Origin of the sequence: Nocardia sp. BMG111209, from assembly GCF_000381925.1 — a bacterium.
Taxonomy (GTDB): domain Bacteria; phylum Actinomycetota; class Actinomycetes; order Mycobacteriales; family Mycobacteriaceae; genus Nocardia.
Genome location: NZ_KB907307.1, coordinates 851281 through 871846, shown reverse-complemented (window position 1 = coordinate 871846; position 20566 = coordinate 851281). Strand labels below are relative to the sequence as shown.

Sequence of the window (20566 nt, the reverse complement as noted above, 5' to 3'; positions counted from 1 at the left end):
GGCCGAATCGGCCGGGGCTCATCCGTTTTCGTACGCTGCCGGAGGTCCCGGTCAGTGTGGTGATCGGATCACAGGTGTTCCGGGTGCGCCAGCGGCCAGCCGCCGGCGGCCAGCTTCGAGGCCACCCGGGCCACATCGTCGTCGCCGGGCTGCTCGTGCGCCAGCTCGGTGATGGCCGCGCCGATCGCGGCCTCGTCGATCTTCTCCGGATCGGCCGCGGTCAGCTGCGCGACGACCTCCTCCACCTCGGCCTCGGTGAGGCGGCGGTGCAGGATCGCGAACAGCGCGACGTAGTCCTCCGACGGCACGCCGTGCGGGTAGCCCGCCCGCAGCCACCGCAGGATGGATTCCAGCAGGGAAACGTTCTTCGTCATGCGATTGAGCTCACTTCTTGGGGGGCTTGGCGCCGAACAGCTGGATGTCGAAGGTGTGGCTGATGAAGTCCTTGGCGACGTACACGATGCCGAGGACGACCGCGATGATCACGATGGCGAAGCAGATATAGGCGATCGCCTGGGCGGCCGGATTGCCGCGCCGCGCGGTGGCCGTGCCGCCCTCCGCGACGGCCGGCTCCAGCGCCCAGAAGCGCACTCCCAGACCGAAGATCAGCGGAATGCCCGCACCGAGCAGCAGACCGATGAGGGTCACCTCGCCCAGGGACTTGATGATGGCGTAGAAGGTATGCATCAGTGATTCCCCTAGACGTTCGCCGGCGTGGCGGGAGCGGCGGGCGTCGAGCTGCCCTCCCATTCGGCGTTGACATTGCTGGTGTCGACCGGGTTCTTGCGCGAACGCAGGAAGATGTAGCCGGACGCCACGAGCAGGATGACCAGATCGACCAGCGCGCCACCGATGCCGCCGATCGCGTCGGCCAGCCACCAGCACAGGGCGCCGACGACGGCCGCCAGCGGCAGGGTGAAGACCCAGGCCAGCGCCATCCGGCCCATCACGCCCCAGCGCACCTCCGCACCCGGCTTACCGAGGCCGGTGCCGAGGATGGAACCGGTGGCCGCCTGCGTGGTGGACAGCGGCAGGCCGAACTGCGCCGAGGTGAGAATGATTGCCGCCGAGGAGGATTCGGCCGCGAACCCCTGCGGGGAGTCGATCTCGACCAGGCCCTTGCCCAGCGTGCGGATGATCCGCCAGCCGCCCAGGTAGGTACCCGAGGCGATCGCCAGCGCGCACAGCAGTTTCACCCACAGCGGGATGTCGTCCTTGTTGGTGAAGGTGCCGTGGGCGACCAGCGCCATGAAGATGACGCCCATCGTCTTCTGTGCGTCGTTGGTGCCGTGCGCCAGCGAGACCAGCGCCGCGGAACCGATCTGGCCGATCCGGAAACCCTTGCGCACCTTGGTTTCCTCCGAATTCCGGGTGAGCCGGTAGACGAGGTAGGTGCCCAGCGCGGCGACGAGGGCCGCGACGAACGGCGCCAGCAGCGCCGGCAGGATGACCTTGTTGATCAGGCCGGTCTTCTGATCGCCGGTCCAGATCACGCCGCTGGCGCCCAGCGCCGCCATCGCGGCGCCGATCAGGCCACCGAACAGGGCGTGCGACGAACTCGACGGGATGCCGAACAGCCAGGTGATCAGATTCCACAGGATGGCCCCGACCAGGCCCGCGAAGACGATGTGCAACAACGCCATATGGTGCACGTTGCTGATGTTCAGCAATCCGCCGGACACCGTTTTCGCGACCTCGACCGAGAGGAAGGCGCCGACCAGGTTCAGCACCGCCGACATCGCCACCGCCGTGCGCGGACCCAGCGCCCCGGTGGCGATGGAGGTCGCCATGGCGTTGGCCGTGTCATGGAAGCCGTTCGTGAAGTCGAACGCCAGCGCGGTGACTATAACGATGAGTAGTACAAGCAATTCTGCGCTCACGCGATCAGTTTCGTACTGCTCGCGATCACCGGCATACCGGCCGCACAATAGTTCACACGACGTTCAACGGGACAACGCCTCCGGTCGCATCGCCGCCACCCGGCCGATATCCCCCGGTGACGGGCGCCCGAGGCCCGGACGGACTGTCCACGCCATAACGTTTCGGTTACGCTGCCGGGGTTCATAGTCAACCGAATGTGAGGAAATCCGATGGGCAGTACCGCCATCGACGTCGTGGCCCTGATCGTGCAGCGCGTCGCCACCTGGTTCTCGTGGGCGTCGACCGGGTCGTACGGTCCGATGCCCCTGTGACAGCCGATGTCCCGGTGACGCGCGCGTCGCCCTGATATCGGGTTCCACCGGTGCGGTGGAACAAATTCCCGGGCCCCCTCGTTGTACAACACGGCGAGGGGGCTCATCTGTGCGTGCGGCCCCCGGCGGGACGGAAAAAATCACCCGACAGCGGGGGTACCGCTGTGCCACCATGAAGGCGATGACCAGGCGGCCCGGCAGGGCCGCGCACCGAGTTTCCGAGGGGAGGTGGCCGATGCCTTCGAAGTTTCCCGTTACCACGACAGATGTTGCCGGACAGCATCTTCCGGAACAGCGGCGGCAGTTGCCGGATCGTCCGGTATGCGGCCGCCTCGTAATCCGGGCCTGAGTTCCACCGGCGCCCTTCCCTTTTCCTTCGACTCGCGTTCATCCCTTCACGAAACACGGTGGCACCCATGTCATTGCAGCGCGCTGCGGCGAATCTCACCCCCGACAACTGGATACACACGGACGTACTCGTCCTGAACGCCTCCTACGAGGCGCTCACCGAGATCGGCGCCGAGCGCGCGGTGGTGCTGCTGGTCAGCGGTGCGGCCGAGTCGATCGCGAACCGGGAGCCGTATTTCCCGGTCCGTTCCAAGCATCTGGAGCTCGCGCTGCCGGAGACCATCCGGCTGCTGCGCTACGTGCACCTCGAGCATCAGGTCCTCGTCCACGACGAGAGCCGCGCGACGCTGGCGGGAGTACTGCGGCGGGACCGCAACCGGTGCGGTTACTGCGCCGGCTGGGCCCGGACCGTGGACCACATCTGGCCGCGCAGCCGCGGTGGCCCCAACACCTGGGGCAATCTGATCGCCGCGTGTGCGCCCTGCAACAGCCGCAAGGCCGATCGCACCCCCGAGGAAGCGGGTATGCGCCTGTTGTGGGAGCCCAAGGCGCCCAACCACATCGAGAAGAAACAACGGCGGATCTGGAAGAACCTGTCCGCCGCCCCCACCACTCCCGAGACAGGAGGGATCCGGACATGACCGACACATTGCAGGAGCTGACCCTGGTGGATCTGCTCCCGCGCTCGGATTCGCAGAGCTGGGCGGAGGCCGCCTGCCAGGGCGACCCGAACCACGAGGCGTGGTTCCCGTACCCCTCGCAGGACTTCGCGTACGCGCGCGAGGTCTGCGCGGGTTGCCCGATCCGCCGCCAGTGCGGCGAGTTCGCGGCGAACACCGGCCAGTCCGGTGTGTGGGGCGGCCACGAATACGACCGTGGCCGGATGATCCGGCGCTGAACCCGACGGCCGGATGTCCCCGGGTGGACATCCGGTCGTCCGTCGTGCCCGGGGTCCGTACCGGACGGGCGACGCGCCGCAGTTCGGACCGCCCTACACTGGTCCGTCGTGGGTACACATCGCAGTCGCGTGACCGGCTCCCGGGGCGTGAGCAAGGGACTGGTTACCGGCGTGGTCGCGGTGGTGCTGCTGGCCGCCGTGGTGACCGGCTGGTTCTGGTTGCGGCAGCATGCCGACTCGCAGGCGAGCAGCTCCCACGAAGGCTGTGTGGAGGGCTCCTCGTCCCTGCCCGTCACCGTCGATCCCGATATCGCCGCCCAGGTACGGGCCGCCGCCGACCGGTACAACGCCACCAAACCGATCGTCCGCGACCACTGCGTCACGGTCGCGGTCACGGTGCAGCCGTCGGCCGCGGTCGTCGCCGCGTTCGGCGCCGGCTGGGATCAGAAACTGGGCACGCAGCCCGCGCTGTGGATTCCCGATTCGTCGCGGTCCATCGAGGCGATGCGGGTGCCGGGCCTGATCCAGGGCACCCCGGGCGCGGTCGCGGTCAGCCCGATCGTGCTGGCGGTCCCGGACCAGCTGCGCCAGGCGCTGGAGTCCGCGAAGGTCAGCTGGTCGGATCTGCCTCGGCTGCAACAGGGTTCGCTGTCGGAGCTCGGTCTGTCCGGCTGGGGTGGGCTGCGGATGGCGATGCCCGCCGGGGACGGCAGCCTCGCCGCCGCGCTCGCGGTCGGGTCCGCGGTGTCCGGCTCCGATCCGCTCACCGACGACACCGCGCACGCGGGCCAGGTGACCTCCGCCATCTCCCGGCTCGCCGCCGGCGCCCCGCAGACCGCCGACAGCTCCTCCGCGCTGACCACCGCCGCGGGCGCGACCGCCGCCAACGCCGCGGTGCACGCCACCGCGGCCACCGAACAACAGGTGCAGGGCAGCGGTCTCACCGCCTATCACCCCACCGGCGCCGCCCCCGTCGCCGATCATCCCGCGGCACTGCTCACCGGATCCTGGGTGGACAAGACCCAGAACCTGGTCGCGGGCGTGTTCGCCGACTACCTGCACGCCCCCGACCAGCAGAAGCTGTTCACCGACACCGGCTTCGCCGCCCCGCCCGCCGCACCGCTGCCGGTCACCGCGAAGCCGGTGCTGGACCAGGTGCGTTCCGTACTGGCCAAGCCGGTGCTCGGCGTGCAGGCGACCGTCCTGATCGACACCTCGGCGAGTATGGCCGCCAAGGACGGTGTGCTCACCCGGCTCGGCAACACCCTCGGCGCGCTGCAGTCCACGATGGACGTGATGCCCGCCGATTTCGGGCTGGGCGTGTGGACCTACTCCGATCTCGGCGCCGGCGGGGACGGCGACGGCGCCGCCGCCTACCAGGTCCAGGGCGCCACCGCCCCGCTGACCCCGGCACACCGCACCGAACTGGCGAAGTCGCTGAGCACCGTCAGCCCCGACGAGGTGAAGACCGACCGCACCTACGCCACGCTCGAGGCCGCCTACAAGAACGCCGTGAAGAACTACGCGGACGGCCACACCAACTCGATCCTGCTGATCACCGGCGGCCCGAACGACGACTCCGCGATCACCGGCCCCAAGCTGCTGTCCGATATCGCCGCCCTCGCCGACTCCGCGCACCCGATCCGCATCGATGTGATCGTCGTCGGCGGCAAGGGCTCGCAGACCCTGCAAACCCTCGCCCAGCAGGCCAACGGCACCTACACCAGCCTGACCAGCTCCGATGACCTGAAGTTCGGCACGGCGATCTCGCAGGCGCTCACCACGTCCTGAGCGGCGACCCGCTCAGGCGTACGCCTCGATCGGCGGGCAGCTGCACACCAGGTTGCGGTCGCCGTAGGCGCCGTCGATGCGCCGCACCGGCGGCCACACCTTGGCCCGCGCGTGCTGCACACCCTGCGGATAGACCGCGACCTCCCGGCTGTACGGATGGTCCCACTCACCGACCAGGCAGGCCGCGGTGTGCGGGGCGCCGCGCAGCGGATTGTCGTCGGCGGGCCAGACCCCGGCGGCCACCTGATCGATCTCCGCCTTGATCGCGATCATGGCGTCGGCGAAGGCGTCGAGTTCCGCGAGATCCTCGCTCTCGGTGGGCTCGACCATCAGCGTGCCGGCCACCGGGAAGCTCATGGTCGGCGCGTGGAAACCGTAGTCCGCCAAGCGTTTCGCGACATCGTCGACGGTGACGCCGGTGCGCTTGGTGAGTTCGCGCAGATCCAGGATGCATTCGTGGGCGACCATGCCCCCCTCCCCGGTGTACAGCACCGGGAAATGCGGATCCAGCCGTCGCGCAAGGTAATTCGCGGAGGCGATGGCGGTGAGGGTGGCGCGGCGCAGCCCGTCCGCACCCATCATCCGGATGTAGGCCCAGGTGATCGGCAGGATCGAGGCGGAGCCGTACTCGGCCGCGGACACCGCGTGCGATCCGGCCTGCAACGGATCGCCGGGCAGGTACTTCGCCAGATGCGCGCGCACCGCGACCGGCCCGACGCCGGGACCGCCACCGCCGTGCGGGATGCAGAAGGTCTTGTGCAGGTTCAGATGTGACACGTCGCCGCCGAACCGGCCCGGCCGGGCGAGGCCGACCAGGGCGTTGAGGTTGGCCCCGTCGACGTACACCTGACCGCCCGCGTCGTGCACCAGCGCGCACAGCTCGGCGACCTCGTGCTCGTACACGCCGTGCGTGGACGGATAGGTGATCATGATGCAGGCCAGCCGGTCGGCGTGGTCGGCGATCCTGGCGCGCAGATCGTCGAGGTCGACGTCGCCGTTGTCGCGGCACTTCACCACCTCCACGCGCAACCCGGCCATGGCGGCCGAGGCGGCGTTGGTGCCGTGCGCGCTGGACGGGATCAGGCAGGTGTCGCGATGCGCGTCACCGCGATCCAGGTGGTAGCGGCGGATCGCCAGCAGTCCGGCGTACTCGCCCTGACTACCCGCGTTGGGCTGCAGGCTGACCCGGTCGTAGCCGGTGACGGCGGCCAGCCAGCCCTCCAGATCGGCGATCAGCCGCAGCAGGCCCGGCACATCCTCCGCGGGCGCGTACGGATGCAGCCGCGCGAAACCGGGCCAGGTGATCGGCTCCATCTCGGCGGTCGCGTTGAGCTTCATCGTGCACGAGCCCAGCGGGATCATGCTGCGATCGAGCGCGATGTCCTTGTCCGAGAGCCGCCGCAGGTAGCGCAGCATCGCGGTCTCGGTGTGGTACCGGGTGAAGGCGGGATGGGTCAGGAACGGCGAGGTGCGGTTCTCGACGTGCGGGCGGCGGTGACTGCCCGGCGCACCCGGATGTCCGTGTGCCACCGCACCTTCCGGGCCGACCGGGATCTCGGCGCCGAAACAGTCCAGCACCGCGACCACGTGCACGTCGGTGGTCGCCTCGTCGCAGGCGATCGCGACATGATCCGCGTCGACCGGCCGCAGGTTGATGCCGCGGCCCTTGGCCTTGGCGATCACGGCCTCCGCGCCGCCGGGCACCCGCACCAGCACGGTGTCGAAGAAGGTCTCGTGCACGACCGCGTCGCCGAGCCCGGCGGCCAGCCACTGGGCATGCCCGTGCACCCGCCGGGCGATCTCGCGCAGCCCGTCGGCGCCGTGGTAGCTCGCGTACATCGCGGCCACCACGGCCAGCAGGACCTGCGCGGTGCAGATGTTGCTGGTGGCCTTCTCCCGGCGGATGTGCTGCTCCCGGGTCTGCAACGCGAGCCGGTAGGCGGTGTGCCCGTCGGCGTCGACGGAGACCCCGACCAGCCGGCCGGGCAGCTGCCGCGCGTATTTCGTGCGGACCGCGAGGTAGCCGGCATGCGGCCCGCCGAAGCCGAGCGGTACGCCGAAGCGCTGGGTGGTGCCGTAGCAGACGTCGGCGCCCTGTTCACCGGGCGGCACGATCAGTGTCATCGCCAGCAGGTCGGCGCCGACGGCCACCAGCGCGCCGCGGTCGTGTGCGGCCGTGATCACGGCGGTCCGGTCCACGACCCGGCCGGATGCGCCCGGGGTCTGCAGCAGGACGCCGAAGAACTCCCCCGCGGGCAGCTCGCCGGCGCTCAGATCCGCCTCGACGATCTCGATGCCCAGCGGTTCCGCGCGGGTGTACAGCACGGTCCGGGTCTGCGGGAACAGATCGGTGTCGATCAGCAGGCGGTGCGAGGTGTTACCGCGATTGGCCCGCTGCAACAGGGTCATCGCCTCGGCGGCCGCGGTGGCCTCGTCCAGCATGGAGGCGTTGGCCACCTCCATCCCGGCCAGATCGCAGACCATGGTCTGGAAGTTGAGCAGGGCCTCCAGCCGGCCCTGGCTGATCTCGGGCTGGTACGGCGTGTAGGCGGTGTACCAGGCCGGATTCTCCAGCAGGCTGCGGACCAGGACCGGCGGGGTCAGGGTGTCGTAGTACCCGAGGCCGATCATCGAGGTGGCGACGGTGTTCGAATGCGCGAGGGCGGCCAGCTCGGCGAGCACCTCGTGTTCGGAGGCGGCCGGCGGCAGTACGTCGAGGCCGTCCTCGCCGGCGGGGTCGAGGATGCCGGCGGGCACGACCTGTCCGGCCAGCTCCTCCGGACCGGCGACGCCGATCGTGGCGAGGATGTGCGCGAGGGCGTCGGCGTCGGGTCCGATGTGGCGGTCGGCGAAGGGTCGGGTCACGGCAGCTCCTGCGCAGAGGGTCGGGCGGATCACCCTGCTCGCAGGGCGACGGCAACTTCGGCCCTCCCCCTCTGTCGCGGCGCCTGAGAGATTCGGGGCCACCGCACCGCGCACGCGGACGACAGCACCCTTTCCCCATGGGCGGATGGCCCGCATTGTGTGCGGCCATCACTTTCCAGAGGCGTCGAAACTCCGTACGGTCCCTGGTGCCTGAGAGATTGACGGGGAGGTGCTGCTCCTTCGGCGTCCGGAACTACCGGAACTCTCCCGCACGGCGGCGACGCACCCTCAGTGTAGACACGCGGGCGTGTCGATCATGTTTCCGACTCCGGCCGTGACCTAACCGGTCTTGCGGTTGAGGCGGACCTTACGCCGGAAGGCCAGCTCGTCCTCGGGTCGTTCGGAGGCGGTGTGTTCCTCGGCACGTTCGCCCGGGAACGCGGCGATCGCTCCGGTGAGCTCCCGCATCGCGCCGTTGACCGCGATACCGAAGACGCCTTGGCCGCCCTGCAGTAAATCCACCACCTCTTCCGGCGAGGCACATTCGTACACGGTCGTGCCGTCGGAGAAGAGGGTGATGCCGGCCAGATCCTCGACCCCGCGGCTGCGCAGGTGGTCGACGGCGATGCGGATGTTCTGCAGCGAGATACCCGCGTCCAGCAACCGCTTGACGATCTTCAGGACCAGGATGTCCTTGAACGAGTAGAGCCGCTGGCTACCGGAACCGGAGGCGCCGCGGATCGAGGGGACCACCAGCCCGGTACGGGCCCAGTAGTCGAGTTGCCGGTAGGTGATCCCGGCGACCTGGCAGGCGCTGGGAACGCGATAACCGACCAATTCATCGGGAACCGTATCGTCCGGGAACAGTCCCGGCTGAACAGCTGCGGCAGGCCGCGCCCCGGATGCAGTCGTCTGCTGCGGTTGGTCTCCCACTGGCCACTCCCTCACTGCATACCGTAGAACAAACAACCCCGATGGGTGGCTCCGGCCGCTGCGGCGCCACCACGGCCCAACTGTCGAGGCTACTCCCTCGATTGTCCGGGTAGCACAGGCGCCGACCAAACACCGCGCACGGCGAGTTTTTCAACCTCTACTGGAGGGTTCGATCAGCTGTCGGTCGCCTTGAAGTCGTCGGGCGAGACGGATTCGAGGAACTCCTTGAACTTCTCCACCTCGTCCTCCTTCTCGTCCGGCATGACCAGACCGGCCTCCTCCAGCACCGGCTCCTCCGCGTGGATCGGGCAACCCACCCGCAACGCGATGGCTACCGAGTCCGAGGGCCGCGCCGAGATCCGCAGGCCGTTCTCGAACACCAGATCCGCGTAGAACGTGCCCTCCCGCAGATCCACGATCCGGACCTCGGTGAGGGTGTGCCCCAGGTCGTGGATCAGGATCTTGATCAGGTCGTGTGTGAGCGGACGGATGGGCGTGACGCCCTCCTGTTCGAGGACGATCGCCGTCGCCTCCGCCTGGCCGATCCAGATCGGCAGATAGCGATCACCGGCAACCTCGCGGAGCAACAGCACGGGCTGATTCTGAGGCTGCTCGACCCGAATGCCGATAACACGCATCTCACTCATGCTGTCTCGCCTCCCATGACTCCGCCGACCGCCGAGCAGTGTCGGCCGTATCACCGAGTCTAGGCGAAGATTTCAGCCGCCGAGGGCGGCCCGCACCGACGTCTTCACGAGGCAGGTGTGCAGGGTCAGCGACAGCGCCGCCAACTCGCGGGCCGTCTCCTCGGCGCGGGCGCGGGCGCCGGCGTCCCGGCTCTTGGCGATGGGTGCGGCGATCTGCGCGACCATCGCGGCCTCGCGGTCCGCGGCCAGCTTGAACGCGCGCAGATGCCTTGCCTCCAAACCGAATTCGCTCATCGCGCGGGCGGTGCGGGCCAGCGTCACGGCCTCGGCGTCGAAGAATCCGGCGGGCCCCGGGGTGATCAGACCGGCGCGCAGGAGTTCGGTCAGGAATTTCTCATCGATCCCGGCCCGGGCGAGCAGATCGCCTCTCGTGACCCGGATCTCGTGGTCGGTTCGCAGCTCGTCCGGTGAGACCTCACCGGGAACCACACCCAGCCGCCGCGGGGTCAGGGGTGTGACCTGCGCGTCGGCGGCGCCGGGCGCACGCCCCGGACCACTCGCGCCGGCGCCGCCGGCCCGGGCGCGCGCCTCGCGCACCCCGACCGTCGCGGCGCCGCTGTCGATCGCCTCGAGTTGTTCCTTGATCACTTTCAACGGCAGATACTGATCCCGTTGCGCCGTCAATACGAACCGGAGTCGTTCGACGTCGGTCACGGAGAACCTGCGATAACCCGAAGGCGTGCGCTCCGGGCTGATCAACCCCTCGGATTCGAGGAAGCGGATCTTCGAAATCGTGATGTCCGGAAAGTCCGGACGCAGCAAATCAAGCACGGAGCCGATCGACATGCCTCCGCGCGTCCATTGCGCTGCGCCAGTCATCTGGGCGGCCCTGATTACAGAGCGCCCGCCGCCGAATCGCTCGCGGCGGCACGCGGACCGGTCAGGAACACCAGACGGAACTTGCCGATCTGGACTTCGTCACCGTTCTGCAATTCGGAGGAATCCACCGGCTCCCGATTCACGTAGGTGCCGTTCAAGCTGCCCACGTCCACCACCTGGAAGGTGTCGTCGTCCTGACGGAATTCGGCATGACGGCGGCTGACCGTGACATCGTCGAGGAAGATGTCACTGTCGGGGTGGCGCCCGGCCGATGTGGTGGGCTGATCCAACAGGAAGCGCGAGCCGGCATTGGGGCCGCGCTTGACAACCAAGAGAGCCGCACCCGCCGGCAGGCCCTCTACCCCTTGGACCGGCTGCTCGCCGGTCTGCTCACCGGAGCGCGACGCGTCGACCTCGTTGAGGAAGTCAGCACGGAATACCGATGTCGTCTCGGCCGCGCTCTCCCCGTAACCCGGGTCTTTGTTCTCGCTCACCCTTGCTCTCCTCCTCGAACCGTTATCCGTACAAGCATCCCGAAGCCGTTACCCAACGCGACCGGCTGTCGCGCCCATGAAGATTCCGGCACGGCCGCCGGCACATCTGTTGGCATTGACCGTACCCTGCCACGGTGTACCCGTGCAGGTAGAACTGTGAAGGCGGCTTCAGCCCCCAATAACTACTTGATAACCTGCGACATCGAGCAACTTCGAGACCGCATCGGCCAGTGCGGAAGCGTCGTCGAACTCCAGCTCGAACATCCATCCGTCACCATACGGATCGGTGTTGACCGTCTCGGGTTCGGCGTCCAGAAGTTCGTTCACCGCAACGACTTTCCCGTTCAGCGGAGCATAGATGTCGGAGACGCTCTTGGTGGATTCGACCTCGGCGATGCTCTCGCCCTCGGTGACCGCCGTGTCGACCGCCGGCAGCTGCACGAAGACGACGTCACCGAGCTGTGACTGAGCGAAATCCGTAATACCCACACGAACCCGGGTCGGATCGACGCGAAGCACCCACTCGTGCTCCTTTGTGTACCGGAGATCCTCGGGAAGGTGGGTCACGGGCGATGTCCTTTCGGGCGATCTCTCGACGGCGTCGTGCTCACTGTATCGGCTCCCGCCGACACCGCGACCCCGGCCACCCCGCAGCCGGCGTACCGGTGCGGATCAGGTGCGTTGCGGCTGTTCACCGGTGGGAATCGCGACCGTCCGGGCCACCGCGACGGCCTTGCCGAGATACAGCAGTCCGGTCCACAGATAGACCACCGCGCCCCACACCAGCAGTGCCCAGCCGAAGGCGTGCCCGAAACCCCGCAACGGCCAGTCCATGTGGCCGGCCAGCAGCCACGGCAGCGCCGACATGAGCGCGAAGGTGGCGGCCTTGCCGAGGTAGATCACCTCCGGCGGGGACAGCCCGCGGCGCCGGTAGATCGGCAGCGTCGCGGTCAGCACCAGATCCCGGGCGATCAGCAGCACCACCACCGGCCACGGCAGGATGTCGCGCAGCAGCAGGCCGATCACCGTGGCCACCAGGTACAACCGGTCCACGAACGGGTCCAGCAGCGCGCCCAGCCGCGAGGACTGGTCGAGCAGCCGGGCCAGTTTCCCGTCCAGGAAGTCGGTGAAGCCGCTGACGATCAGCAGGGCGAACGCCCACCCGTCGGCGTGCCGCACCAGCAGCAGCCACAACAGCACCGGAACACCGATCAACCGCAGCACGCTCAACGCGTTCGGCACGGTGAGGATCCGGTCGGCGCCGGCCTCCTCGGCCACGGCGTCCGGGGGTTCACTCGTCACAGCCAGTTGCATACCCTAAACCTGCGGTGACCGCCATTTCCCCACGCCGCGGCGGGGGCGCCGGAACGGACTGACACAATGAGGCACGATTTATTTCATGCAGGGGTGAGAGGACGACAATGCCCTACTTCGACTACGACGTCGTGGTGATCGGCTCCGGCTTCGGCGGGAGCGTGAGCGCGCTGCGCCTCACCGAGAAGGGCTACCGGGTGGCGGTCCTCGAATCCGGTCGCCGGTGGGAGGCCGACGACATCCCCGACACCAACTGGAACATCCGCAAGTCCATCTGGGCCCCGCGGCTCGGCCTCACCGGCCCGCAGCGGATCAGCGTGCTGGGCAAGTGCGCCGTGTTCTCCGCCGCCGGCGTGGGCGGCGGCTCGCTGATCTACGGCAACACCCTGTACGAGCCGCTGCCGAACTTCTACCGCGACCCGCAGTGGGCGCACATCACCGACTGGCAGTCCGAACTCGCGCCCTATTACGACCAGGCGAAGCGGATGCTCGGCGTCGCCCCGAACCCGCGCATGACCCCCGCCGACGAGGTGATCCGCGATATCGCCGAGGACCTCGGCGTGCTGAACACGTTCCACACCACCAACGTCGGCGTCTTCTTCAACGAGGGCAACCGCGGCGTGGAGGTGGACGACCCCTACTTCGGCGGGGCGGGCCCGCGGCGCAGCGGCTGCATCCACTGCGCGCGCTGTTTCACCGGCTGCCCGCACAACGCCAAGAACACCACCCCGACCAACTACCTGTACCTGGCCGAGGCCGGCGGCGCGAAGGTGTTCCAGCTGACCACCGCCACCCGGGTGCGCCCGATGGTCGGCGGCGGCTACGCCATCGAGACGCAGCGCTCGGATCGCTGGATTCGCAAGCACCGCAGGACTTTCACCGCCGAGCAGGTGGTGTTCGCCGCGGCCGCGCTGGGCACCCAGAAGCTGCTGCACAAGATGCGCGACGACAAGGTGCTGCCCCGGATCTCGCCGCGGCTGGGCGAGCTGACCCGGAGCAATTCCGAGGCCATCCTGAACGTGTTCAGCCGCACCCGGCGCGATTTCGCCGACGGTATCGCGATCACCTCCTCGATCCATCCCGAACCGGACACCCACATCGAGGTCTGTCACTACGGCAAGGGCCAGAACGCGCTGTTCCCGCTGTCGACGCCGATGGTCGACGGCGGCGCGTTCCGGTTCCTGCGCTTCCTGCTGGCGATGTTCACCCATCCGGGGGTCTACCTGCGCAGCCTCAACGCCCGGCACGCCTCGGAGAAGTCGGTGATCCTGCTGGTGATGCAGTCGCTGGACAACTCGCTCACCTCGTTCCGGCGCTGGGGCGGGCTGCGGACGAAACAGGGTACGGGACAACCGAATCCGACCTGGATCCCGGCCGCGCACGATATCGCGCGCCGGTTCGCGGAGAAGGTCGACGGCGATGCGCAGGGCTTGGTCACCGACGTTTTCGACATCCCGGCGACCGCGCACTACATCGGCGGCTGCGTGATCGGCGAGGGCCCGGACACCGGGGTCGTCGACCCGTACCAGCGGATGTTCGGGCATCCCGGGCTGCACATCGCCGACGGCTCCGCGGTCACCGCGAATCTGGGCGTCAACCCGTCGCTGACCATCACCGCACAGGCCGAGCGCGCAATGGCGTTCTGGCCCAACAAGGGTGAGCCGGATCCGCGTCCCGAACTCGGCAGCCGGTACCGGCGGATCCTGCCGGTGGTCCCGGCCCAGCCGGCCGTGCCCGAATTCGCCCCGGGCGCACTGCGGTTGCCGATCGTCCCGCTGCGCTGAATCCGTGCCCGCGCCACCGCCGCGGCGGCGCGGGCGCGCCGGATCGCGGCCGGATCGCGTGGGGAACCCTCGCGGGCACTTATGCTTTCGGATGACGAGTGTCGAGGGAAGGGCGGGTCGCAATGCTCGTGCGCGTGCAGAATGCCGCCGGCACCCAGGCCGAGCGGGTGTTGATCGAGTGGTTGCGGCAGTGGAAGGATCCGGCCGATCCGCACGGCGTGGCGACGGTGAACTGCAGCCTGTTCTACCAGGAGCGGCTGCATCAGTTCGACGCCGTGATCTGGACGCCGACCACCTGTGTGGTCATCGAGGCGGAGGCGTTGGTCGAGCAGGTCTCCGGCGATCTCGAGGTGCCGCCGCACGGCCCGTGGCGGGTCGGCGGCCGGCCGGTCACCCTCGAGGGTGAGGGCCGGCGCAGTCCCACCGAGATGTCGCTCGAGCACACCTTCGCGCTGCAGAGCTGGCTGGCCGCGCGCGGCCTCGGTCAGCGCGTGATACTCGGTGTGGTGCTGGTGATCCCGCCGGCCGGTTCCCGGCTGCGGGTGCAGCAGCTGTGGCACGATCCGGCGCTGCAGGTGCTGCTCGGCGACACCCCGATCCGGCTGCGCGATCATCTGGAGGCGCAGGCCTCACTGGGCCGCGCGCAGTGGACGGTCAACGATGTGGCGCTGTCCTTCCGCGGCCTGGGCATCCTGCCCTATCTGCCGTCGCCGCAGGACCTGGTCGCCGAGGGTTTCGGCGGGCCGGTCGACACCACGTTGTGGCGCGGCGGCCCGCTGCAGGCGCAGGCGGAGGCGTACCACGAGGAGCAGGCCGTCTCCGCGGCGGAGGCCGCCGGCGCGCTGCCGTTCACGATGCCCTGGTACAGCCCGTGGGAGCTGTATCCGCGCCGGTCGGACGGCCTCGACCTGGGCCAGACGCTGCTGCGGGTGATGCTGGCGCTCGGCATGCTGGTGGCCGTGGCCTGGATCATCTGGTTCGTGCTGACGGTGGTCGTGCACGCGGTGACCTGACCGGTTCAGCGCCGCCGCGGCCGATCCGCGCCGAGGTACATCGCGGACACCAGCGCGACGGCGGCCGCCGCCCCGCCGACGATGTCGGTGGGGTGGTGGTAGCCCAGTCCCACCATGCCCGCCGCGACCGGCACCAGCACCACCGCGGCCGTCACCCCCACGGCGATCCGCGTCCGGCCGTCCGCCGCGACGAGGACGAAACCCGTTGCGATCGCCACGAATTGGACGGTGTGCCCGCTGGGATAGGCGAGATAGTGGTGGAGATGCCGGTGCCACAACGGTTTCAGTGCCCAGGTGTTGATCGCGACCGCCAGTTCCGGTGCCACCAGCAGGAATCCGGCGGCGAACAGATCGCCGCGGCGGGCGTACCACAGCACACCGAGCAGCAGCAGCGGGATCAGCACGTAGCCGTCGCTCGGGATCACCAGTGCCCGGAACAGGCCGGGGTCGCGCTCGCAGGCGCGCTGCAGGACGCCCTCGAGGCCCCGGTCGGCGCCGGCCGGGCCGCCGCCGGCCGGAATCGCGAGCGGCACCAGGACGGTCACCAGCACGCCCACGGCCACGACGGCGGCCAGGCGGAGGTCCGGGATCGGTCGGGCACGCGCCCGACGATAACCGGTCCGGCGCACCCGCCGCGATCGCCGCGCGCATTCCTGGCAATCACTGGCGGAAAACGTTGCGGCCCATGGTCACCGGCCGTTCATCGTGGCACCATGTGCTGGTGGTGATCGAGCAGGCCGATCTGGCCGATGTGCTGGTGTTGACGCCGCAGCCGTTTCGCGACGACCGCGGGGTGTTCACCAGTACCTTCGACGCCGACGAACTCGACGCGCATCTGGGGGTCCCGGGGGTGGCGGCCGGATTCGTGCAGGATTTCCAGTGCCGATCCGTGCAGGGCGTGATCCGCGGGCTGCACGGCCGGTCCCGGCGCAGCGAGGCGAAACTGGTGCGGTGCGCGCGCGGCAGCGTGTACGACGTGCTGGTCGACATCCGGCCCGGTTCGCCGACCTTCGGCGTCCACGAGGCATTCCTGCTGGACGACAACGACTTCCGGCATCTGTACATCCCGCCGGGGTTCCTGCACGGCTTCCAGACGCTGTCCGAGGTGGCCGACGTGTGCTACCGCACCGACCGTCCGCACAACCCGCGCGAGGACCTGGCCGTGGCCTACGACGATCCGCAGCTGGCCATCGAGTGGCCGGAGCCGGTGACGGTCGTCTCGCCGGGCGATCGGGCCGCCGGCAGCTGGTCGGATCTGCTGGTCACGCTCGGGGCCGAAACACCCGGCCGACCGCCCTGTCAAAAAAGTTAACGATATTTATTAATACCCGTTCACAAATGGTCGCGGGTGTGGTTCACTAGCGCGAACGTGTTCCACATCGCGGTGACGTGAGGGCTCGCGGGCGAGGTTCCGCGCACTCCGGGAGGGGTCTCGCAGCGCCGCATTCCAGGCAGGAGACGCCGTGACCACACCGTCCATCTCGCACGATTTCGATTTCACCGATCCCGATCTGCTCGCCGGCCGGCTACCCGTCGAGGAGTGGGCCCAGCTGCGCCGCAGCGCGCCGGTGTGGTGGGTGGATCAGCCCGACGGCGTCTCCGGATTCGACGACGGCGGCTACTGGGTGGTCAGCAAGCTGGCGGACATCAAGGAGATCTCCAAGAACTCGGAGGTGTTCTCCACCAACGCCAATACCGCGGTGATCCGGTTCTCCGGCGAGATCAGCCGCCCGGAGATCGATATCCAGCGGGCCATGCTGGTCAACACCGATCCGCCGGCGCACGACAAGCTGCGCCGCATCATCTCCCGGGGTTTCACCCCGCGCGCGGTGCAGAGCCTGCGCGCCGCCCTGCAGGACCGCGCCGAGCGAATCGTCCACGAGGCCAAGAAGTCCGGCGGCGGCGACTTCGTCCAGCAGGTCGCCTGCGAACTGCCGTTGCAGGCCATCGCCGAACTGCTGGGCGTCCCGCAGTCCGACCGCGGCAAGCTGTTCGAGTGGTCGAATCAGATGATGAGCTACGACGATCCGAGCGTCGGCGGTAACCACATGACCGCCACGGCCGAGATCATGGGCTACGCCTGGAATCTCGCCGAGGAGCGGCGCAAGTGCCCGGCCGACGACATCGTCAGCCAGCTGGTCACCGCCGACATCGACGGTGAGGCACTGGGTTCCGAGGAGTTCGCCTGGTTCGTGATCCTGCTCGCGGTGGCGGGCAACGAGACCACCCGCAACGCCACCACCCACGGCATGAAGGCCTTCCTGGACTTCCCCGACCAGTGGGAGCTCTACCGCGAGCAGCGGCCGGGCACCGCGCCCGACGAGATCGTGCGCTGGGCCACCCCGGTCATCGCGTTCCAGCGAACGGCGTTGTCCGACACCGAGATCGGCGGTCAGGCGATCCGCGCCGGACAGCGGGTCGGGCTGTTCTACGCCTCCGCCAACTTCGACGAGGACCACTTCACCGATCCGTTCCGCTTCGACGTGCTGCGGAACCCGAACCCGCACGTCGGATTCGGCGGTACCGGCACGCACTACTGCGTGGGCGCCAACCTGGCGCGGCTGCAGCTGGACCTGATCTTCAACGCCGTCGCCGACGTGATGCCGAACCTGCGGCAGTTGTCCGATCCGGTGCGGCTACGCTCGGGGTGGTTGAACGGAATCAAGAGCTGGCAGGTTGCCTACGAATGAGCTGCACACCGATGGGCCCGGCATGACGACACCCGGGCGCCGGGGCCGGATGCCCGCCGTCAGCGACGCGGACATCCGGCGGGTCGCGCGTGCCCTGCTGGTGGAACAGGGCCCCGAGGCGGTGACCCTGCGCGCGATCGCGCGCAGCCTGGGCATCACCGCACCCGCCCTGTACCGCTACTACGCCTCCCGCGACGAACTGGTCGGCACGCTGCGCAGCGATATCTGCGCCGATCTCGCGGCGGAACTGGCGGCCGACCTCACCGCGCTGCCCGACGACGGCGTGGTGCAACTGTTCGCCATCTGCAAGGGTTTCCGGCAGTGGGCGCTGCGGCACGCCCGGGAGTTCACGCTGGTGTTCGCCTCGCCCGCCGGCGACAACCCCAGTGCCATGCGGCAATTCGACGAACCGTTCGGCCGGGTGTTCCTGGGCGCGGCCGGGCGGCTGCTGGCCGCCTACGACATCGTCACCCCGGCGCCGGAGGCGATTCCGCAGGGGCTGCGCGAGGATCTGGTGAAGTTCCAGTCCGAACTGCTGGCCGTCCTCGGCGAGGAGGGCCCCGACTTCCCGGCCGAGAAGCTGGATCTGGGCGTCACCTATCTGATGATCCAGTTCTGGGCCCGGTTGTACGGGCATGTCACCCTCGAGGTGTTCGGCAATTATCCGATGCCGCTGGGCGATCCGGACGCGTTGTTCGACGCGACGCTGGTCGATCTGGCCCGCAGCATCGGACTGGCCGGGTCCTGACCCCTCAGAGCAGCGCCGTGTTGCGGGTGGCGGGCAGCGCCAGCGCGACCGGGATCGCGACCGTGGCCAGCGCGATCAGGCCCCACGCGGTCTGATGCAGCGCGACCACCGGTCCGTGCCGGACCGCTGCGCTCGCGTACCAGCTCGCGACGCCGCCGACGCCGAACGATCCGGCGATGCGCTGCCAGATGCTGAACAGCGTGTTGGCGTCGGCCAGCCGCTCGGGCCGCAGCGGCTGCACCAGCACCGCGAGCAGCGGCGTGATCACCAGGCCCACCGAGACCGACCGCGCGGCCAGGATGGTGGCGGTGACCGCGATCGGGGTGTGCGCGCCGATCGCTAGCATCGCCGCGCTCGCCACCGCGAGGACCGTGAATCCCGCGAATACGGTGGTGCGCACCGAAATCCGGGTCAGCACCCGCTGCCCCAGCACCGTGCCGAGGCCGGTGAGGATGCCCTGCGGCAGCATCGCCAGACCGGTCACCAGCGCCGAATGTCCCTGCGCCGTCTGCAGGAACACCGGGAGCAGGAAGACCGCGGCGAAGGTGACGATCGAGGCCGCCGCGCAGAGGCACAGGGCGAGAACGGAACTGCGATACCGGGCGACGCTCAGGTCCAGGGCCGGATGTTCCCGGCGGCCGGCCCAGCCCGTGTAGGCGAGCAACAACGCCGCGCCGACGGCGATCGGCACCCAGGCGCCCGGCGCCGACCAGCCGTGTTCCCCGCCGCGGCCGGTGCCGTAGAGCAGGGCCGTCAGCCCCGCCGCCAGCATCGTCAGCCCGACCGGATCGAATCGCACCCCGGCGGTGCGGCCGGGGGCCAGCGCGGGCGGGATCCGCAGCGCGGCCAGGACGGCGAGCAGGCCCAGCGGCGCGTTGATCAGGAAGATCGCCCGCCAGCCCACGCTGCCGATCAGCGCGCCGCCCACACTGGGCCCGAGCGCGGGGCCGAGGAACAACAGCATCCCGCCGATCGGCGACATGGACCGGGTCGCGCCGCCGTTGCCGAGCAGCATACTCATCGCCAGCGGCACCAGCGGCGCACCCGAAAGCCCTTGGCACACACGGGCTCCCACCAGGAAGCCGATGGTCGGGGCGAGCGCGCACGCCACCGAGGCGAGGGTGAACAGCAACAGCGCCGTCCGGTACACCGGCAGCGTCCCGAACCGCCGGGCCAGATACGAGGTGGCGGCCAGGCCCGCACCCATGGCCAGCAGATATCCGCTGACCGTCCAGCCCACGGCGGTCAGATCGGTGTGCAGCCGCGCCGCGATCGGCGCCACCGCCACGTTCACGATGCTGGAGTCCAGCATGGACAGCAGCGGCCCGGCCAGCAGCGCGTACTGGGTGACCGGGCCGAGGCGCGGCGCGGTCGCGGTGGTGGTCGTCACGATTCCCCTTCCGGCAGTACCGGTTCGGTGTGCGCGTGGCGGCGCAGCTGCGCCAGCCACACCAGTTCGGCCTCGCCGCGGCGGACCATCTCCGCCGCGATCCGGCGGCCCCATTCCGCGGGTGTGGTGCGCGCGGCCTGGCCGCGCACCTGCTCCAGCTGCCGGCGCACCGCCGCCTCGCGGACGTCCAGCACCCGGAGCCGCTCCGGCACCGTCAGCATCGCGAAATGTGCCGCGCGCGTAAGGAATTCCGCTTCGTCACCGGCCTGATCGGCCGGCAGCTCGGCCAGCAGGTCCTGCAACAGCTCCCGACCGGTCGAGGTCAGCGTGTAGACGTGCCGGACCGGCCGGCCCGGAACCTGTTCCGATTCCTTGGTGACGGCGCCGGCCTCCTCGAACCGCCGCAGGGCCGGGTACAGCGCGTTGTTGTTCAGCACCACCCCGGTGTTCTCCTCCACGTGCTTGCGCAGGTCGTACCCGTGGGCCGGGCCGCGCATGAGATGCCGCAGGATCAGCACTTCGACATAGGACACTAGTCCACCGTAACCTATGTTCAGCTGGAATAGCCAGGTCCGGCCCG

Annotated in this window: 21 protein-coding genes and 1 riboswitch; of the genes, 8 read left to right on the top strand and 13 right to left on the bottom strand. The window is 69.2% G+C overall.

Annotation, left to right across the window (positions count from 1 at the left end):
* Window positions 1-68: 68 nt before the first annotated feature.
* Genes G361_RS0103915 through G361_RS0103905 form a run of 3 tightly spaced genes read right to left on the bottom strand, consistent with a single transcriptional unit; the run spans window position 69 to window position 1880 of the window.
* A complete protein-coding gene (locus tag G361_RS0103915) occupies window positions 69-374 on the bottom strand; it encodes a DUF3349 domain-containing protein (protein WP_019925744.1) in 306 nt (101 codons plus the stop codon).
* 10 nt (window positions 375-384) lie between these two features.
* Window positions 385-687, bottom strand: a complete 303-nt coding sequence (locus G361_RS0103910; RefSeq protein WP_019925743.1) for a hypothetical protein — start codon at window positions 685-687, stop codon at window positions 385-387.
* Between the two features lie 11 nt (window positions 688-698).
* A complete protein-coding gene (locus tag G361_RS0103905; RefSeq protein WP_026342658.1) occupies window positions 699-1880 on the bottom strand; it encodes an inorganic phosphate transporter in 1182 nt (393 codons plus the stop codon).
* 728 nt (window positions 1881-2608) lie between these two features.
* Between G361_RS0103905 and G361_RS42225 the strand changes: the two genes are divergently transcribed.
* From G361_RS42225 to G361_RS0103885, 3 genes are all read left to right on the top strand, one after another.
* Complete coding sequence (locus tag G361_RS42225) at window positions 2609-3181, top strand: HNH endonuclease (RefSeq protein ID WP_052172724.1); 573 nt, start codon at window positions 2609-2611, stop codon at window positions 3179-3181.
* Window positions 3178-3438 (top strand): WhiB family transcriptional regulator, encoded by a 261-nt coding sequence (locus tag G361_RS0103890; RefSeq protein ID WP_019925739.1) that lies wholly within the window; start codon window positions 3178-3180, stop codon window positions 3436-3438. The genes G361_RS42225 and G361_RS0103890 overlap by 4 nt, the downstream gene beginning before the upstream one ends.
* Window positions 3439-3546: 108 nt before the next feature.
* Window positions 3547-5229 (top strand): VWA domain-containing protein, encoded by a 1683-nt coding sequence (locus G361_RS0103885; protein WP_196814408.1) that lies wholly within the window; start codon window positions 3547-3549, stop codon window positions 5227-5229.
* Window positions 5230-5241: 12 nt separating this feature from the next.
* On the opposite strand, the gene gcvP is transcribed toward G361_RS0103885, so the two are convergent.
* The 7 genes from gcvP to G361_RS0103850 form a co-directional block, all read right to left on the bottom strand.
* Window positions 5242-8094, bottom strand: coding sequence for an aminomethyl-transferring glycine dehydrogenase (gene gcvP / locus G361_RS0103880; protein WP_019925737.1), 2853 nt, complete (start codon window positions 8092-8094; stop codon window positions 5242-5244).
* Window positions 8095-8281: 187 nt separating this feature from the next.
* A riboswitch (glycine riboswitch) is annotated at window positions 8282-8374 on the bottom strand.
* Between the two features lie 59 nt (window positions 8375-8433).
* Window positions 8434-9027, bottom strand: coding sequence for a MerR family transcriptional regulator (locus G361_RS0103875; protein WP_052172620.1), 594 nt, complete (start codon window positions 9025-9027; stop codon window positions 8434-8436).
* A 173-nt stretch (window positions 9028-9200) separates the two neighbouring features.
* Complete coding sequence (locus G361_RS0103870; RefSeq protein WP_026342656.1) at window positions 9201-9674, bottom strand: bifunctional nuclease family protein; 474 nt, start codon at window positions 9672-9674, stop codon at window positions 9201-9203.
* Between the two features lie 72 nt (window positions 9675-9746).
* Window positions 9747-10553, bottom strand: coding sequence for a MerR family transcriptional regulator (locus G361_RS0103865; RefSeq protein ID WP_026342655.1), 807 nt, complete (start codon window positions 10551-10553; stop codon window positions 9747-9749).
* 14 nt (window positions 10554-10567) lie between these two features.
* A complete protein-coding gene (locus G361_RS0103860; protein WP_019925733.1) occupies window positions 10568-11047 on the bottom strand; it encodes an FHA domain-containing protein in 480 nt (159 codons plus the stop codon).
* Window positions 11048-11215: 168 nt separating this feature from the next.
* The gene (gene gcvH / locus G361_RS0103855) at window positions 11216-11614 is read right to left on the bottom strand and encodes a glycine cleavage system protein GcvH (protein WP_019925732.1); all 399 of its coding nucleotides are present in this window, start codon (window positions 11612-11614) and stop codon (window positions 11216-11218) included.
* Between the two features lie 105 nt (window positions 11615-11719).
* A complete protein-coding gene (locus tag G361_RS0103850; RefSeq protein ID WP_019925731.1) occupies window positions 11720-12361 on the bottom strand; it encodes a CDP-alcohol phosphatidyltransferase family protein in 642 nt (213 codons plus the stop codon).
* Window positions 12362-12468: 107 nt separating this feature from the next.
* On the opposite strand from G361_RS0103850, the gene G361_RS0103845 reads away from it, so the two are divergent.
* Window positions 12469-14145: a GMC oxidoreductase gene (locus tag G361_RS0103845; RefSeq protein ID WP_019925730.1), complete on the top strand. Its 1677-nt coding sequence runs from the start codon at window positions 12469-12471 to the stop codon at window positions 14143-14145.
* 134 nt (window positions 14146-14279) lie between these two features.
* Complete coding sequence (locus tag G361_RS0103840; protein ID WP_231386773.1) at window positions 14280-15158, top strand: nuclease-related domain-containing protein; 879 nt, start codon at window positions 14280-14282, stop codon at window positions 15156-15158.
* Window positions 15159-15163: 5 nt separating this feature from the next.
* On the opposite strand, the gene G361_RS42220 is transcribed toward G361_RS0103840, so the two are convergent.
* Window positions 15164-15715 (bottom strand): phosphatase PAP2 family protein, encoded by a 552-nt coding sequence (locus G361_RS42220; RefSeq protein WP_196814407.1) that lies wholly within the window; start codon window positions 15713-15715, stop codon window positions 15164-15166.
* A gap of 128 nt (window positions 15716-15843) precedes the next feature.
* Here G361_RS42220 and rfbC point away from each other — a divergent pair, with 128 nt between their 5' ends.
* The 3 genes from rfbC (at window position 15844) to G361_RS0103820 (ending at window position 18596) form a co-directional block, all read left to right on the top strand.
* A complete protein-coding gene (rfbC, locus tag G361_RS0103830) occupies window positions 15844-16470 on the top strand; it encodes a dTDP-4-dehydrorhamnose 3,5-epimerase (protein WP_081635284.1) in 627 nt (208 codons plus the stop codon).
* A gap of 151 nt (window positions 16471-16621) precedes the next feature.
* Window positions 16622-17848, top strand: a complete 1227-nt coding sequence (locus tag G361_RS0103825; RefSeq protein ID WP_019925726.1) for a cytochrome P450 — start codon at window positions 16622-16624, stop codon at window positions 17846-17848.
* Between the two features lie 22 nt (window positions 17849-17870).
* Window positions 17871-18596: a TetR/AcrR family transcriptional regulator gene (locus tag G361_RS0103820; RefSeq protein WP_019925725.1), complete on the top strand. Its 726-nt coding sequence runs from the start codon at window positions 17871-17873 to the stop codon at window positions 18594-18596.
* A gap of 4 nt (window positions 18597-18600) precedes the next feature.
* On the opposite strand, the gene G361_RS0103815 is transcribed toward G361_RS0103820, so the two are convergent.
* Both G361_RS0103815 and G361_RS42215 read right to left on the bottom strand, forming a co-directional pair.
* The gene (locus G361_RS0103815; protein ID WP_019925724.1) at window positions 18601-19986 is read right to left on the bottom strand and encodes a DHA2 family efflux MFS transporter permease subunit; all 1386 of its coding nucleotides are present in this window, start codon (window positions 19984-19986) and stop codon (window positions 18601-18603) included.
* Complete coding sequence (locus G361_RS42215) at window positions 19983-20519, bottom strand: PadR family transcriptional regulator (protein WP_155981288.1); 537 nt, start codon at window positions 20517-20519, stop codon at window positions 19983-19985. Before G361_RS42215 ends, G361_RS0103815 begins: the two co-directional genes overlap by 4 nt.
* Between the last annotated feature and the right edge of the window lie 47 nt (window positions 20520-20566).

Coding starts and splice junctions, on each gene's coding strand:
- G361_RS0103865 (WP_026342655.1), bottom strand. CDS start 10,553: ATGACTGGCGCAGCGCAATGGACGCGCGGAGGCATGTCGATCGGCTCC.
- G361_RS0103890 (WP_019925739.1), top strand. CDS start 3,178: ATGACCGACACATTGCAGGAGCTGACCCTGGTGGATCTGCTCCCGCGC.
- G361_RS0103915 (WP_019925744.1), bottom strand. CDS start 374: ATGACGAAGAACGTTTCCCTGCTGGAATCCATCCTGCGGTGGCTGCGG.
- G361_RS0103910 (WP_019925743.1), bottom strand. CDS start 687: ATGCATACCTTCTACGCCATCATCAAGTCCCTGGGCGAGGTGACCCTC.
- G361_RS0103870 (WP_026342656.1), bottom strand. CDS start 9,674: ATGAGTGAGATGCGTGTTATCGGCATTCGGGTCGAGCAGCCTCAGAAT.
- G361_RS42225 (WP_052172724.1), top strand. CDS start 2,609: ATGTCATTGCAGCGCGCTGCGGCGAATCTCACCCCCGACAACTGGATA.
- G361_RS0103845 (WP_019925730.1), top strand. CDS start 12,469: ATGCCCTACTTCGACTACGACGTCGTGGTGATCGGCTCCGGCTTCGGC.
- rfbC (WP_081635284.1), top strand. CDS start 15,844: ATGGTCACCGGCCGTTCATCGTGGCACCATGTGCTGGTGGTGATCGAG.
- G361_RS0103850 (WP_019925731.1), bottom strand. CDS start 12,361: ATGCAACTGGCTGTGACGAGTGAACCCCCGGACGCCGTGGCCGAGGAG.
- G361_RS0103820 (WP_019925725.1), top strand. CDS start 17,871: ATGACGACACCCGGGCGCCGGGGCCGGATGCCCGCCGTCAGCGACGCG.